Origin of the sequence: Kitasatospora sp. NPDC051170, from assembly GCF_044455705.1 — a bacterium.
GTDB lineage: Bacteria > Actinomycetota > Actinomycetes > Streptomycetales > Streptomycetaceae > Kitasatospora.
This window is the reverse complement of sequence record NZ_JBITFA010000027.1, coordinates 23,056-37,037: the sequence shown is the minus strand read 5'-3', so window position 1 is coordinate 37,037 and position 13,982 is coordinate 23,056. Positions and strand designations below refer to the sequence as shown.

Below are 13,982 nucleotides of genomic sequence, written 5' to 3'. Positions count from 1 at the left end.
CCGGGTCTACCGGAGCCTCGGGCGCTGTCCCGGGGAGAGCGCCTGCTCTTCCTCCTCCTCGACATCCGCCTCGTCGGGCAGGTGGACGTCGTTGACGGCGATGTTGACCTCGACGACCTCGAGGCCCGTCATGCGTTCCACGGCGTCGATGATGTTCTCCCGCACCTGGTGGGCGAGTTCGGGGATGACCACGCCGTATTCGACGACCAGTGCGATGTCGATGGCGGTCTGCTTCTCGCCGACCTCGGCCTTGATGCCCCGCCCGATGCTGGACTTCCCGCCGGGTACCCGGTCGCGCATGGCGCCGAAGGTGCGGGAGAGGCCGGAGCCGAGGGCGTGGATTCCGGAGACTTCACGGGCGGCCATTCCGGCGATCTTCTCGACCACCCCCACGGCCAGTGCCGTCCGCCCGCGCTCCCCGACGGGCCGGCCGCCGTCGCCTCCGCCCGCGCCGGTGGGGCCGGGCTTGGGGGTGGACGGCGCTGCGCCCGGGTTGGGGGCGTGGCCGGGGTTCTTGTGCAGGCTCGCAGGCGTCGGAGTGTCAGGCATGGGGTGTTCTCCCGTCGTAACGGCACCAGCTGTATCGCAAACCATCCCAACTGTGACATTCCGCCACGAACCCCGCCCGCCGGAACGGCGAGGGCCCGACCCCGGATGCTCCCCGGGGCCGGGCCCTTCGCCCGATGTGTACGGCGGTCAGTCGCCGATGCCGGCGAGCTCCCGCAGGCGACGGGCCTGCGCCACCCGTTCGGCGGAGCGCTGCTCGTCGAGGGTGCGCCGGGAGGCGCCCTGGAGGAGGGCCTTGGTCTCGATGACGGCTCCGCGCGGGGCGGCCAGCAGCGCGGCGGCGAGGTCGCGGGCGGCGGCGTCCAGTTCGGTGCCGGGCACGGCCAGGTTGGCGAGGCCGATGGTGGTGGCCTCCTCGGCGCCGACCCAGCGGCCGGTGGCGCAGATCTCGAGCGCCCGGGCGTAGCCGACGAGGTCGGTGAGCGGCTTGGTGCCGGCGAGGTCGGGGACCAGTCCGAGCGAGGTCTCCTTCATGGCGAACCGCACGTCCTCGGCGACGACGCGCAGGTCGCAGCCCAGGGCGAGCTGGAAGCCGGCGCCCACGGCGTGGCCCTGGACGGCGGCGATGGAGATCAGGTCGGCCCGGTGCCACCAGGTGAAAGCGTCCTGGTAGGAGGCGATGGTCTCGTCGAGTTCGCGGTCGTCGGCGGCGGCGAGCTGAAGGAAGGTGGGCTCGCCGGGGATGCCTTCGGGGGTGAACATCGCACGGTCGAGACCGGCGGAGAAGGAGAGGCCCTCGGCGCGCAGCAGCACGACCCGGACACTGCCGGGGAGGTCGCGGCCGGCGTCGACGAGGGCGCGCCAGAGGGCGGGCGACTGGGCGTTGCGGCGCGCGGGCTGACAGAGGGTGACGACGGCGAGTTCGCCCTCGATCTCCAGGCGGACGCCGTCGCGCTCCCAGCTCGGGGCCTGCGGGTCGATGGCGGGGGCGGTCATGCGGGAACCTCCGGTGGCGAGGGATTCGGCTACCGGAGAGTAACAAAAGCGGGCGCTCAGCGGCAGAGCCGCACCCAGGAAAGATCCACGCGGGGCGATTGCGCCGAACGGGTGAAGGATCGGGACATGACGATCGGCGGCCGGTCCGCTCGGTCCGAGGACGGACGATCAGTCGGCGGTGGACCGCCGCGCCCTCGGCCGGCGCCCTGCCGCCGCGCCATTCAGCTGTGGCTGACGAGCCGTCAGGAACCGGCTCCGGCAGTCGCCTTGCTCTTGCCTCGCGTGGCACCGCCGCGGCCCCGGAGCACCACTCCGGACTCGCTGAGCATCCGGTGCACGAAGCCGTAGGAACGGCCGGTCTCGTCAGCGAGGGCGCGAATGCTCGCCCCGGCGTCGTACTTCTTCTTGAGATCGGCCGCGAGCTTCTCACGCGCGGCACCGGTCACCCGGCTGCCCTTTTTCAGAGTCTCGGCCACCCGTGCCTCCTCATAGCGTTGCTCGGTCAGATTCCCATGATCACCCATCCACCGCCTCCTGGCCACCCATTCGGCAAGTCCGATGTCGGGAATGTGCAGTCCTGCGGTGGTGATCCGAGCGCGTCGGGGCGCTCACTCAGAGTGCGCGCCCCCAGGTGGAATCCGCCGCCCGCCGCGAAAGGGCTGATCAGCAGCGTCGGCCCGACCACGATCGAGTGGCGGGCCGACGGGAAGTTCTTAAACGGAATCGGGAGCTACTTCATTCCCGGACACGCCGTAGGGACTAGTTTTTCTGGTCCGATCGGTGGACGAATGTCCACGTCCGGTCAGGCCAGGTTGACCAGGTCGGCGTACGCCGGGCTCCACAGGTCCTCCACCCCGTCCGGCAGCAGGATGATCCGCTCCGGCTGGAGCGCGTCGACCGCGCCCTCGTCGTGGGTGACCAGCACGACCGCGCCCGAGAAGTCGCGCAGCGCCCCGAGGATCTCCTCGCGGCTGGCCGGGTCGAGGTTGTTGGTGGGCTCGTCGAGCAGCAGGACGTTGGCGGAGGAGACCACCAGGGAGGCCAGCGCCAGACGGGTCTTCTCACCGCCGGAGAGCACCCCGGCCGGCTTGTCCACGTCGTCGCCGGAGAAGAGGAAGGAGCCGAGGATCTTGCGGATCTGCACCAGGTCGGTGTCCGGCGCGGACGAGCGCATGTTCTCCAGGACGGTGCGGTCCGGGTCCAGGGTCTCGTGCTCCTGGGCGTAGTAGCCGATCTTCAGGCCGTGGCCCGGGATCACCTCGCCGGTGTCGGGCTTCTCCACCCCGGCCAGCATCCGCAGCAGGGTGGTCTTGCCGGCGCCGTTGAGGCCGAGCACGACGACGCGGGAGCCGCGGTCGATCGCCAGGTCGACGTCGGTGAAGATCTCCAGGGAGCCGTACGACTTGGACAGGCCCTCGGCCGTCAGCGGGGTCTTGCCGCAGGGGGCCGGGTCCGGGAAGCGCAGCTTGGCGACCTTGTCGTTGACCCGGACCTGCTCCAGGCCGGCGAGCAGCTTGTCGGCGCGGCGGGCCATGTTCTGCGCGGCCACGGTCTTGGTCGCCTTGGCGCGCATCTTGTCGGCCTGCGCGTTCAGCGTCGCGGCCTTCTTCTCGGCGTTGGCGCGCTCGCGCTTGCGGCGCTTCTCGTCGTCCTCGCGCTGCTGCTGGTACTGCTTCCAGCCCATGTTGTAGACGTCGATGGCGGAGCGGTTGGCGTCCAGGTAGAAGACCTTGTTGACGACCGTCTCGACCAGTTCGACGTCGTGGGAGATGACGATGAAGCCACCCTTGTACGTCTTCAGGAAGTCCCGCAGCCAGACGATGGAGTCGGCGTCGAGGTGGTTGGTGGGCTCGTCGAGCAGCAGCACGTCCGAGTCCGAGAACAGGATGCGGGCCAGCTCGACGCGACGGCGCTGACCACCGGAGAGGGTGTGCAGGGGCTGGCCCAGGATGCGGTCGGGCAGACCGAGCGCGGCGGCGATGGTGGCGGCCTCGGCCTCGGCGGCGTACCCGCCCTTGGTGAGGAACTCCGTCTCCAGGCGGGAGTACTTCTTCATCGCCTGGTCGCGGGTGGCGCCCTTGCCGTTGGCCATCCGCTCCTCGTTCTCGCGCATCTTCCTGAGCACGGTGTCGAGGCCGCGGGCGGACAGGATGCGGTCCTTGGCGAGCACGTCGAGGTCGCCGGTGCGCGGGTCCTGCGGGAGGTAGCCGACCTCGCCCGAGCGGGTCACCGTCCCGGCGGCGGGGATGCCCTCGCCGGCCAGGACCTTGGTGAGGGTGGTCTTGCCGGCGCCGTTGCGGCCGACCAGGCCGATCCGGTCGCCCGCGGCGACCTTGAAGCTGGCGGACTCGATGAGGACGCGGGCACCGGCGCGCAGTTCGAGGGCGGTGGCGGAGATCATGGCTGGGAACTGCTCCTGGGACGTGGCGGGCGAACGGGCGGGGGCTTCGACGGCGGTCGGCGCTGCGGATAGGGCGCCGCGGCCCGCTAGTGCCCGGAGTAGATAGCCATGACGGCAAGTCTACCGGGCCGCGCGAAACGCCCGACGGGTACCTCCCCGGGGTACGCCCGGGGAGGCGGTGACTACGCCGACAGTGGCACTACTTCCGTAGTGCTCCGCCGTGGGACCACTGACGTAGTGCCACTACTGCGGTAGTGCGCCCGGGGTGGCGGAGGGGTCCGCGCAGTTCAGCGGGCGGATGGCCGCGAACGGGGCCGCCGGGTTGCCGCAGGGCGTCTCGGGGGCGGCCGTCTTGGTGTCGATGACCTTCGGCGGCAGGATCGGCCCGTCCGAGACCTGCACCCGGCGCGCGTCCAGCACCTTGACGACCGGGTTCGGCCCGGTGCCCGTCGCCCAGCCGTTGCTGTCCAGCCGGTAGCCGGTGACGGCCCCGGAGACGACCTGGCCGGAGCCGTTGGTGCAGGTGCGCGGGATCAGCACCGCGTAGTCGGTGTGGACGGTGCGCAGTGGGTCGAAGGCGCAGCCGCTCGGGGGCTTGTCGTTGTAGCGCAGGTCGCCGTCGGCGTCGCGCAGGCCCATGGTCAGGCTCGGGGTCACCACGGCCAGCCAGGGCGAGCCGTCCCGCTGGACGGTGTGCAGCGCGCCGGCGGCCCGCTCCTTGGCGAGCTGCTTGCGCTGGTCCGGGGTGCGCTTGTCGGCGCCCGGCTCGTCGGAGCCGCGCAGCCAGTCCACCAGGCCGGGGACGGCGCGGTGCCAGCGCACCTCGTGGTCGCCCGGGCGCACCGAGGTGACGAGGCCGTCGTCCCAGACCACGATCGCGTTCTCCCCGGCCATCGCCAGGTGGAGCGCCTCGGCGCCCTCGCGGTTGTACGTCCACGCCGAGGCGCCGCTCTGGCGGTGGAACGCCTCCACGCCGCCGCCGACCACCCGCAGGTCGAGGTCGGCGGTGCTGAGGGACTGGGAGTTGACGGGCGTGGCGTCCGCGTTGCCCGGCCCGGCCACCCGGTCGCCGAACGGCACCGGCTTGTTGGCGTGTGCCGCCGCACCGGCCGCAAGGACCAGCATCACCGCCAGGGCAGGCAGGACCGAGCGGGGGGTCAGTACACGCAGAGGCTTCCGGGACACGGCCGGAGCGTACCTTTCGGCGGGCGGGCGAGTCAGCTCGTAATCGGGTGCCGCGGCCGCCCGCGGTCGCGCGCCCGGCCGGGTGCGCCGCCCCCGCGCGCCCACCCGCCGACCTGCGCCGTCGGGGCCGGGGCCGGGCGCCGGCGCGGTCCGGCGCGGCCCGGGATCGGCTCGCCGGACCGTTACAGACCTGATACACGGCCCGCACGACGTCCACCGGTCGGCGCATTGCGGCAGACGGCGTTCGAATATCGCCCACTTTAGAGTGACATTCGGCTTTTCCGACGCCCTCCGGCCCTACTGTCGGCAAGCGGGTCATCACGGTCCGTCCGCACCGTCGCCCGTCCACCCTCACTGCGCCGCCCGGAGGAGAGACCATGCGCATCGGCCGTCTGACGCTGGCCGCCGCCGCCCTGCTGCTGATGGCCACGGCCAGCGTCCCGGCCGGGACGCCGCTCAGCGCACCGGAGCGGCGCAGCCTCTCCTCCGACGCCTTCGAGCCGCGCGGGGCCGCCGCCCGCCCGACCGTGCAGCGGCCGAACCACGAGCCGCCGTTCGGCGCCTTCGTCGGCTCCTGGGACAACTACATCCCCCAGATCGACCGGTACGCGCAGTGGCTCGGCGACGCCAACCTCCAGGTGGGCCACACCTACCTGGCGGGCAACGGCTGGAGCGACGTCGAGGGCGATCCGGTGGTCCTCGGCATGTGGGCGCAGTGGCGGCTGAGCGATCCCTCCCGGCAGCTGGTCCTGGGCGTGCCGATGCTGGTGCCCAACGAGGCGAACGTGCCGGACGGCGAGGTCGCCAGGCTGCTCGCCCAGGGCGCGCGCGGGGACTTCGACCGGCACTTCCTCAGGCTCGCGCACCGGCTGGTGGCCCTCGGCGGGGCCGACACCGTGCTCACCATGGGCTGGGAGATGAACGGCGTCACCTACACCCACCGCTGCAAGCCCGACCCCTCCGCCTGGAAGGCGTACTGGCGGCGGATCGTCGGGGTGATGCGCTCGGTGCCCGGGCAGCGGTTCCGCTTCGACTTCACCCCCAACCGGGGCCTGGACGCCATCCCGTGGACGCGGTGCTACCCCGGGGACGACGTGGTCGACATCATCGGCATGGACAGCTACGACCAGCCGGCCGGGGCCACCTTCGACGACTACGTGCGCGAGCCGTACGGCCTGCAGGACCAGGTGGAGTTCGCGGCGAAGCGCGGCAAGCAGATCTCGTACCCGGAGTGGGGGCTGTTCCGCAACGGCGACAACCCGGAGTTCGTGCAGCGGATGGTCGAGTGGATGCGCACCCACGACACCGCCTACCAGACCGTCACCGACTACTGCCCGCACGGCTTCTTCCAGTGCGAGCGCAACCCGCGCTCGGCGGCGCGGTTCCGGCAGCTGATGTCCGGCTCCAAGGGCGCCCCCGTGCCCGTCCCCACCGCTCCCCCGGCACCCACCGCTCCCCCGGCCACTTCTCCGGCGCCGAGCGCACCGGCGGCCCCGAGTGCTCCCGCCACGCCCACCACGCCCACCACGCCCGCCACGCCGACCGCACCAGTCGCGCCGGGCAGCTCGCCCGGCGCGACCGCGACCTCCAAGCCCGCCCGGCGCTGAGCGGGGGCGCCCTCAGCCGAGGCGGCGGGCCAGGAGGGCCTGCTTGAGGCGGGGGAAGCGGGTGCGCAGCTGGTGCACCGCCGCGATCCGGGTGCGGATCGCGGCGGCCCTGGCGGTGGCGGCGGGAGCCGGTCCGGCGGGGCCCAGCAGGAGGCGCTGGTTGGGGAGCTGGTCCGGACGCCAGCGCTGCTTGTACGGCTCCTGGCCGCGCAGCAGTCCGAACACCGGGATGCCCGCGCCGACCGTCTCGTCCAGGGCCGCGCTGAACAGCAGCCCCGCGATGTCGAGGCGGTCCCGCAGCACCGGGTGGGCGCCGTACATGTAGAGCCCGCTGCGGGCCGGGCAGAGCAGCAGCAGGTTCACGGCGACCAGCTGGCCGTCGAGGTGGAACTGGTGGACGGCGGCCTTGCCGCTGCCGACCATGGCGATCGTGGACTCCGTCAGATGGCGGGCGAAGCGCTCCGTGCGGTGCTCGGGGGTGACGCCGCGTTCGCTCCACTGCAGGATGTGCAGCCGCAGCAGCCCCTCGAGGGCCTCGGGCACCTCCTCCACCGGTGTGGAGCGGACCTTCACCCCGGCCTCGGCGATCTTGCGCAGCTTCACCCGGCTGCGCTGGGCGGTCTTGCCGGGCACCCGCTTGAGCAGCCGGTCCATCGGGACGGCCGGGAGGTACTGGCAGAGCGAGTCCTCGTAGCGGCGCCGACGCCCGCGCCAGTGCGCGTAGACCCGCTGCACGGCCGCCTCGGGGTGCACCTCGCGCAGCTCCAGGAACTGCCAGGGGCGGGTGATCGGCAGGGCGGCGGCGAGTTCGGCGGCGGCCCGGTCGGCACAGTCGTCGTCGAGCAGCACGTCGCTGTAGTCGACCAGGCCGTCGCCGAGGCCCGTGAGGCCGCCGAGCGGCCCGCCGCGCCGCTGGAAGGCGCCGGCGCCGACCAGCCGGCCGTCGCGGCGGACCAGCACCAGGAGCAGCTCGCCGGGGCGGCCGTAGTGGTGCCACCAGGAGCGCAGCCAGTCGGCGGCCTGGAAGAAGGTGGCCGTGCGGCAGCGGGCGGCGAGGTCGTCCCACTCCTCGGCGAGGGTGTCGAGGGCGTCGTCCTCGCGGCGCAGCTCGGTGGTCCAGGCCGGGGAGGGGGCGGTGGACCGGGCGGGCACGCGGGCCGCCGCCCGGCGGGTCTCGGTGCTGCTCATCGCGCGCTCCCCGCCGGGGCCTTCTCCTTGGCGGGCTTCGCCTTCGGGTCGGCCTTCGGGTCTGCCTTCGCCTCGCCCTTCGCCTCGCCCTTCGGGGCACCCTTCGCCCCGGCCTCCGGCTCCGCCTTCGCCTCGTCCGCGGCCTTCGCGGCCGGCTGCTCCTCGGAGCGCGGGCGCGGGGTGCTCGGCGCCGCGGCGACCTCGGGCGTCCCGGGCGTCCCGGGCGTCTGCGTCGTGTCCTCCGCGAGGACGCCCTCCGCCCCCGGGCGGCGGCGCGTCATCATCACCAGCGCCCCGATCAGCACCCCGGCCGCGCCGCCCACCGCGACGTCCAGCTTGCCGGAGGGCGTGGTCGGCTTGTCCGGCTCGGCGGCCGGGGCGAGCGTCACCAGGCGGACGTTGGTGTCCTTGCTGCTGGCGTTGGCGAAGGAGACCAGCGAGCGGGCCACCGCGTCGGCCGTCCGGGCAGCCTCCTGGGGGTGGCCGCCGGTGCCGGTGATCTCGATCATCGGGGCGTCCGGGGAGGTGGTGCCGTGGACCAGGCTCTCCATCTCGGCGCGGCTGTGGCCGGTCTCGGCCGCCGCGACCGCGAGCACCTGCGGCTGCCCGGCCAGCCGGCCGTACGCCTGGGCGAAGTTGGTCGCGGTGGCGGCCTCGCCCGGGTTCTGCGCCACGACGAGCACGTAGGCGCTGGCGGCGTAGGAGGGGTGCGAGACGGCGGCGTACCCGGCGCCGGCCGCGGCGCCCAGCGGCACCGCGAGCGCCACCGGCCACCAGCGGCGGACCAGGCGGCGGGCGCTTCGGCGCGGTGTGGTCATGGGTGTGGCTCCTTGACTATGGATCGGCGGAACCGGCGGGGCCGGGCGGTGAGGACCGCCCGGCACATGGGGTCGGCGTCGCGACCCCCATGTGCCGGGGGTTCAAGCGCGGGCCAGCCGGTCGTAGAGGGCGCCCAGGTCGGCGGCGACCCGGGCGATGTCGTAGTGGCCGACGGCCGGCGGGGTGGGCAGCGGGTCGGCGCTGTGGTCGTTCACGTGCCGCAGGTCGCGCAGCGCGGCGGCGTACGCGGCGGGCTCGGAGGGGATGCGGCGGGCCTGCGGGGCGGCGCTGGGCGGCAGTTCGTCGAGCGCGGGGCAGGCGCTGTGGCGTACGGGCAGGCCCGCGGCCAGGCCCTCGAGGACGCCGAGGCCGAAGGTCTCCCGCGTGGAGGGCGCGGCCAGCACGTCCAGGGCGGTGAGCAGTTCGGGCACGTCGTCGCGCTCGCCGGTGAGCACCAGCCGGTCCCGGACGCCGAGTTCGGCGGCCCGGCGCTCCAGGGCGGCGCGTGCGGGGCCCTCGCCGATCAGCACCAGCCGGCTGGCCGGGTCGAGTGCGGCCAGGGCCTCGACCAGCACCTCGAAGCGCTTGCCCGGCACCAGCCGTCCGACCCCGCCGATCGCCCAACTCCCCTGCGGCAGGCCGAGTTCGGCCCTGAGGCGGCGGCGGGCGGCGGCCCGCTCGGCGGGCGGGCGGGAGAAACGGGCGGTGTCGATGCCGTTGGGGATCAGCTCGACGCGGGCGGGCGGGACGCCCCAGGAGTGCAGGGTCTGGGCGACCTGCCGGGAGACGGCCACGGTGGTGCTGCCGAGGCGTTCGGCCGCCAGGTAGAGGCCCTTGACACCCCGGGTGACGGGCCGGCCCTCGATCACCCCGGCGTGCAGCGAGTGCTCGGTGGAGACCACGGCGCGCACCCCGGCGAGGCGGGCGGCCAGCCGGCCGTACAGCTGCGCCCGGTAGAGGTGGGTGTGGACCAGGTCGTAGCGGCCCTCGCGGACGAGGCGTACGAGCCGGGGCAGGGCGCCGAGGTCGCGGTTGCCGCGCATGTCGAGGTGGTGGACGCTCACGCCGTCGGCGCGCAGGGCGGCGGCGACGGTGCCGGGGTTGGTCAGGGCGAGCACCTCGCACCGCTGGTGGGCGGGCAGGTGCCGCAGCAGCAGGTGGAGCTGGCGCTCGGCGCCGCCGGAGGCGAGGCCCGTGACGATGTGCAGGACCCTCACCGCCCGACCCTCCGGCGCAGCCCGGTCATCAGGTCCCGCACGCGCTGGCGGCCCCTCTTGGCGCGCAGCCGCAGGCCCCCGTCGCGGTCGCCGACGTAGCAGCGCGGCAGGGCGAAGGGGCCGGTGAGCGCGGAGTGCTCGATGGCGCAGGCGTAGTCGTAGCCGGCGTCGCGCACGGCCAGGGTGGCGGGCAGGTCGACGGCGCCGTACGGGTAGCAGAAGCCGGTGACGGGGCCGCCGACGACCTCCTCCAGCAGTCGGCGGCTCTCCCGGGTCTGCACGGCGAGTTCCTCGGCGGGCAGGCCCGGCAGGGCCTTGTGGCCGAGGCCGTGGGAGCCGATCTCCCAGCCGGCGGCGGCGAGTTCGGTGACCTCCTCGACCGTGAGGAGCTGTTTGCGGGGGCCGTCGGCGTCCCAGCCGTTGTCGCGGCCGAGCAGGTCGGCGACGACGTAGGCGGTGGCGGTGAAGCCGTAGGCGTGCAGGATCGGTACGGCATAGCGCCCGAAGTCGGCGTAGCCGTCGTCGAAGGTCAGGCCGACGAGCTTGTCGTCGCGGCCGAGGGCGCGGGCCCGGATCAGTTCGCGGACGGAGACGCCGCGCCGCCCGTGCCGGTGCAGCCAGGCGATCTGTTCGGCGAACCGCTCGGGGCTGACGGTGAGCCGGTACGGGTCCTCGCGTTCGACGGCGACGGAGTGGTACATCAGGATCCACGGCGAGCCGGCGCCCCTGACGGCCGGTTCGCCGAGGGGGCGGCGGCTGCGGGGCAGGTGCGCCCGGGGGTTCCGGGCGTCGGCGGTACCCGTCCGGGCCGAACGGACTGTTCCCCGTTCAGTGTCCATGGGGAGGCTTCCCTTCGTCGGCGGTTGGCGGGGTCCTCAGGGTCGGGGCCTTCTGGGGGCTGACGACGCGCAGGGCGGCGAGCACGGGGCCGCGCACCTCGCGGGCGCCGAGGCCGGCGCCGAGGGCGGCGAAGGCCAGCACCACGGTGAGGCCCCCGAGAAGGGTGGCGAGCAACGGGTCGGCGCTCAGGCCGGCGGTGGCCGTGCCGAGGACGGTGGCCCCGGCGGCGGCGCCCACCAGCCGGCCGTGGCCGCCGAGCACCCGGCGCAGCCGCAGCGGGATGCCGCGCAGCACGAGCCCGTGCAGCAGCAGCGCGGCGGTGGTGGTGATCCCGGCGGCGTTGCCGGCGGCGATGCCGAGGGCGCCGAAGCGGCCGGTGGTGAGCAGGCCCACGGCGACGGTGACGGCGAGGCCGAGCAGCATCGCGCCGACGGGGTACCAGTCGAGCAGCCGCCGCCCGCCGGGCTCGGTGCCCGGTTCGTCGGCTCTGCGGACGACCGGGCGCAGCGAGAAGTACGGGCGGATCATCACCCCGATGAGCGCCTGGGCGGGCAGGCCGAAGCTGTAGACCCGGATGACCTCGGCGGTGGCCTCGGTGTCCTGCGGGCCGAAGGCGCCGCGCTGGAAGAGCAGGGCGACGACGGAGGGGGCGCAGGCCATCAGGAAGGAGGTGCCGAGCAGGACGACGGCGGCGGCCTGGCCGAGGTCCTTCTCGACCCGGTCCCGGGCGGCGGTGAGGTCTCCGGCGGCGAGCGCCCTGGCGACCAGGGGGAAGGTGACGGTGACGATCAGGATGCCCGCGGTCATGGCGAGTTGGGAGACCTTGGCCGCGTAGTTGAGGTGCGAGATGGTGCCGGGTGGCAGGGCCGAGCCGAGGTAGCGCTCGACGAAGACCTGGGACTGCCGGGTGAGGGTGAAGGAGGCGATCGGCAGCAGGGCCAGCGGCATCAGCACGAGGGCCTTGGGCGTGTCCGACGATTCACGTCGGATCAGCGCGCGGCGTTGGGGTGCGTGCATCGCAAGGCGGAGGAGGGAGCCACTGCGGAGCATTGGCGACCGACGACAACGCGGCGAGGTGCGTGCCCCGGCGCCGCGCGCCCGGCGGGAATCGTCGGACACGCCCTCCGGCGAGCGGCGGCCGCGGCCCGTACCGGTGGAGCCCTCGCGCAGGCGGCGCAGGAAGGGGAGGACGAGCAGGCCCGCCATCAGGAGGCTGCCGACGGCGACGCCGAGGGCGGCGGAGCGCACGCCCAGGTACGCCTGGCCGGCGAGGAGGACGGCGAGGATGCCGAGGTTGTAGGCGACGTAGATGCCGGCGGGGGCGGTGAAGCGGTGGTGGGCGCGCAGGGCGGCGGCGAGGTAGCCGGCGACGCCGAAGGGCAGCACGGTGACGGCGGTGATCCGGGTGCAGGTGACGGCCAGGGCCGGGTCGTGCAGGCCGGGGGCGAGCAGGGTGACGAGCTGCGGGGCGCCGAGGGCGACGGTCAGGGAGAGGCCGCTGAGGGCGAGGAGCAGCCAGGGCAGGGTGGCGCGGACGACCTGGCGGACGGGGTCGGGGGCGTCCGGGTCCTCCTCGCGCAGCACCAGGGCGAGGGCGAAGGCGGGCACCATGAGGAAGGACATGGCGTCCTCGATCAGCAGCGGTGCGGCCGTCTCCGGGACGGTCCAGGCGACGAGGAAGGCGTCGGTGCCCTGGTTGGCGCCGAAGTAGCGGGCGAGCAGCAGGTCGCGCAGCAGGCCGAGGCCGGAGCCGGCGGCGCTGAGGACGGCGGTGACGCCGAACGCCTTGGCGAGGAAGCCGCCGCGGGGGGCCCGGCCGGGGCCGGGGGGCGGTTCGGGTGCGCTGCGCGGGGCCGGCAGGGAGGCGGCGAGGGCGGTGGGCCCTTCGGTGTTCACGGGTTCACCTCGCGGACGGCGGCCGACCCGGCGGCCGACCTGGCGGCCAGGCCGAAGACGATGGAGGTCAGGACGGTGGTGGTGCCACCGATGTCGGCGTACAGGAAGTCGATCAGCTGCCAGGTGAGCAGGGCGAGGGCGGCGAGTCCGATCCCGGCGCGGGAGCGCAGGCAGCCGAGGAGCAGGCCGAGGAAGAGGGCGGCGTAGGCGGTGATGCCGATCAGGCCCTGCTCGCTGAGCACCAGGAGGTACATGTTGTGCGGGGAGAGCAGCGGTTCGCGCTGGAATCCGCCGGTGGAGTCGGAGGTGTCGCTGCCGGAGGAGAGCCTCAGCGGGGCGTGGGAGTCGCGCAGTTGCTGGAAGGCCTTGGGGCCGGCGCCGTGCACGGGGTGGTCCTGCCAGATCCGGCCGGCGGTGGACCACAGGTCGTAGCGGTCGGAGACGGACTGGTCGGGGGCGGCGGAGACGGAGCCGATGGAGCTGATCCGCGCGGTGACGCCGGAGGCGCCGAGGCCGATCCCGCCGACGAGGACGACGGCGGCGGCGAGGCCGAGGACGGCGCTGCGCACCAGCAGCCGGGCGTCGGCGCGCAGCAGCAGGGCGGTGGCGGCGACGCCGGTGGCGATCCAGCTGCCCCGGCTGAAGGAGACGGCGAGGGGGAAGGCGAGGAAGGCGGCGGCGGCGAACATCGCCCGGCGCAGCCGCGCGTCCCCTCCGGGCCGCCGTTCGCCGAGGGCTAGGGCGAGGGCGGCGAGCAGGCCGTAGCTGACGACGGTGGACATCGCCATGACGTCCAGGGCGCCGAAGGTGCCGACGGCGCGGATCGGCTGGCCGGTGTAGGAGGCGCCGGTGCGGGTGAGGTACTGGTGGGCGCCGACGGCGCCCTCGACGAGGGCGGCGAGGACGAAGGAGCCGAGGACGAGCCGCTGGTCGGTGCGGTCGCGCAGCGCGCACAGCACCGAGGCGGGCACGAGGACGAAGACCTGGGTGAGCCGGACGAAGCCGGTGACGCTGGTGGCCGGGTCGATCGAGCCGACGGTGGCGACGGCGGCGGCGGCCACGATCCCGCCGAACAGCACGCAGGTGCCGCGGCCGACGGCGGGCAGCCGCCCGCGCAGCAGGTTGAGGGCGGTGAGCGCGACCAGCGCCAGCGACGCGAGGTCGGCGGCGGTGACGTGGACGGCGGCCGTGACGTCCTTCTCGCCGGTGGGCACGCAGACCAGCAGCACGGTCGCGGCGGCCAGCAGGCTGGGCCGGTCGGCGGCCGCCGCGAGGGTCCTCCGTAACGACGCCGGGCTCGGTACTGCGGGAAGGGTCAGGGCCACG

General features: G+C 74.3%; 12 protein-coding genes. 1 reads left to right on the top strand and 11 read right to left on the bottom strand.

Translation table 11 applies throughout. The annotated features are described in order from the left end of the window. Positions 1–6 precede the first annotated feature (6 nt). From ACIBCA_RS35715 to ACIBCA_RS35695, 5 genes are all read right to left on the bottom strand, one after another. Positions 7–549 (bottom strand): Asp23/Gls24 family envelope stress response protein, encoded by a 543-nt coding sequence (locus ACIBCA_RS35715; RefSeq protein ID WP_396287325.1) that lies wholly within the window; start codon positions 547–549, stop codon positions 7–9. Positions 550–696: 147 nt separating this feature from the next. Next, complete coding sequence (locus ACIBCA_RS35710) at positions 697–1,503, bottom strand: enoyl-CoA hydratase/isomerase family protein (RefSeq protein ID WP_396287324.1); 807 nt, start codon at positions 1,501–1,503, stop codon at positions 697–699. A gap of 242 nt (positions 1,504–1,745) precedes the next feature. Continuing rightward, a complete protein-coding gene (locus ACIBCA_RS35705; RefSeq protein WP_031070427.1) occupies positions 1,746–1,979 on the bottom strand; it encodes a helix-turn-helix domain-containing protein in 234 nt (77 codons plus the stop codon). 326 nt (positions 1,980–2,305) lie between these two features. After that, the gene (locus tag ACIBCA_RS35700; protein ID WP_396287323.1) at positions 2,306–3,904 is read right to left on the bottom strand and encodes an ABC-F family ATP-binding cassette domain-containing protein; all 1,599 of its coding nucleotides are present in this window, start codon (positions 3,902–3,904) and stop codon (positions 2,306–2,308) included. A 243-nt stretch (positions 3,905–4,147) separates the two neighbouring features. Further along, positions 4,148–5,089 (bottom strand): hypothetical protein, encoded by a 942-nt coding sequence (locus tag ACIBCA_RS35695; protein WP_396287322.1) that lies wholly within the window; start codon positions 5,087–5,089, stop codon positions 4,148–4,150. Between the two features lie 377 nt (positions 5,090–5,466). On the opposite strand from ACIBCA_RS35695, the gene ACIBCA_RS35690 reads away from it, so the two are divergent. Further along, positions 5,467–6,696, top strand: coding sequence for a glycoside hydrolase family 26 protein (locus ACIBCA_RS35690; RefSeq protein ID WP_396287320.1), 1,230 nt, complete (start codon positions 5,467–5,469; stop codon positions 6,694–6,696). 12 nt (positions 6,697–6,708) lie between these two features. Here the strand turns inward: ACIBCA_RS35690 and ACIBCA_RS35685 are convergent, their stop codons facing one another. The 6 genes from ACIBCA_RS35685 to ACIBCA_RS35660 form a co-directional block, all read right to left on the bottom strand. Further along, a complete protein-coding gene (locus ACIBCA_RS35685) occupies positions 6,709–7,884 on the bottom strand; it encodes a GNAT family N-acetyltransferase (RefSeq protein WP_396287319.1) in 1,176 nt (391 codons plus the stop codon). Next, a complete protein-coding gene (locus ACIBCA_RS35680; protein ID WP_396287318.1) occupies positions 7,881–8,702 on the bottom strand; it encodes a Wzz/FepE/Etk N-terminal domain-containing protein in 822 nt (273 codons plus the stop codon). Before ACIBCA_RS35680 ends, ACIBCA_RS35685 begins: the two co-directional genes overlap by 4 nt. Before the next feature lie 102 nt (positions 8,703–8,804). Then, the gene (locus ACIBCA_RS35675) at positions 8,805–9,920 is read right to left on the bottom strand and encodes a glycosyltransferase (RefSeq protein ID WP_396287316.1); all 1,116 of its coding nucleotides are present in this window, start codon (positions 9,918–9,920) and stop codon (positions 8,805–8,807) included. Beyond that, entirely contained in the window at positions 9,917–10,759 is an 843-nt protein-coding gene (locus ACIBCA_RS35670) for a polysaccharide deacetylase family protein (RefSeq protein ID WP_396287315.1), read from the bottom strand. Before ACIBCA_RS35670 ends, ACIBCA_RS35675 begins: the two co-directional genes overlap by 4 nt. After that, positions 10,749–12,656, bottom strand: coding sequence for a murein biosynthesis integral membrane protein MurJ (murJ, locus tag ACIBCA_RS35665; RefSeq protein ID WP_396287313.1), 1,908 nt, complete (start codon positions 12,654–12,656; stop codon positions 10,749–10,751). Before murJ ends, ACIBCA_RS35670 begins: the two co-directional genes overlap by 11 nt. Continuing rightward, positions 12,653–13,981, bottom strand: a complete 1,329-nt coding sequence (locus ACIBCA_RS35660; protein WP_396287312.1) for an O-antigen ligase family protein — start codon at positions 13,979–13,981, stop codon at positions 12,653–12,655. Before ACIBCA_RS35660 ends, murJ begins: the two co-directional genes overlap by 4 nt. Position 13,982 lies beyond the last annotated feature (1 nt).

Coding starts and splice junctions, on each gene's coding strand:
- ACIBCA_RS35715 (WP_396287325.1), bottom strand. CDS start 549: ATGCCTGACACTCCGACGCCTGCGAGCCTGCACAAGAACCCCGGCCAC.
- ACIBCA_RS35710 (WP_396287324.1), bottom strand. CDS start 1,503: ATGACCGCCCCCGCCATCGACCCGCAGGCCCCGAGCTGGGAGCGCGAC.
- ACIBCA_RS35700 (WP_396287323.1), bottom strand. CDS start 3,904: ATGATCTCCGCCACCGCCCTCGAACTGCGCGCCGGTGCCCGCGTCCTC.
- ACIBCA_RS35690 (WP_396287320.1), top strand. CDS start 5,467: ATGCGCATCGGCCGTCTGACGCTGGCCGCCGCCGCCCTGCTGCTGATG.
- ACIBCA_RS35685 (WP_396287319.1), bottom strand. CDS start 7,884: ATGAGCAGCACCGAGACCCGCCGGGCGGCGGCCCGCGTGCCCGCCCGG.
- ACIBCA_RS35680 (WP_396287318.1), bottom strand. CDS start 8,702: ATGACCACACCGCGCCGAAGCGCCCGCCGCCTGGTCCGCCGCTGGTGG.
- ACIBCA_RS35670 (WP_396287315.1), bottom strand. CDS start 10,759: ATGGACACTGAACGGGGAACAGTCCGTTCGGCCCGGACGGGTACCGCC.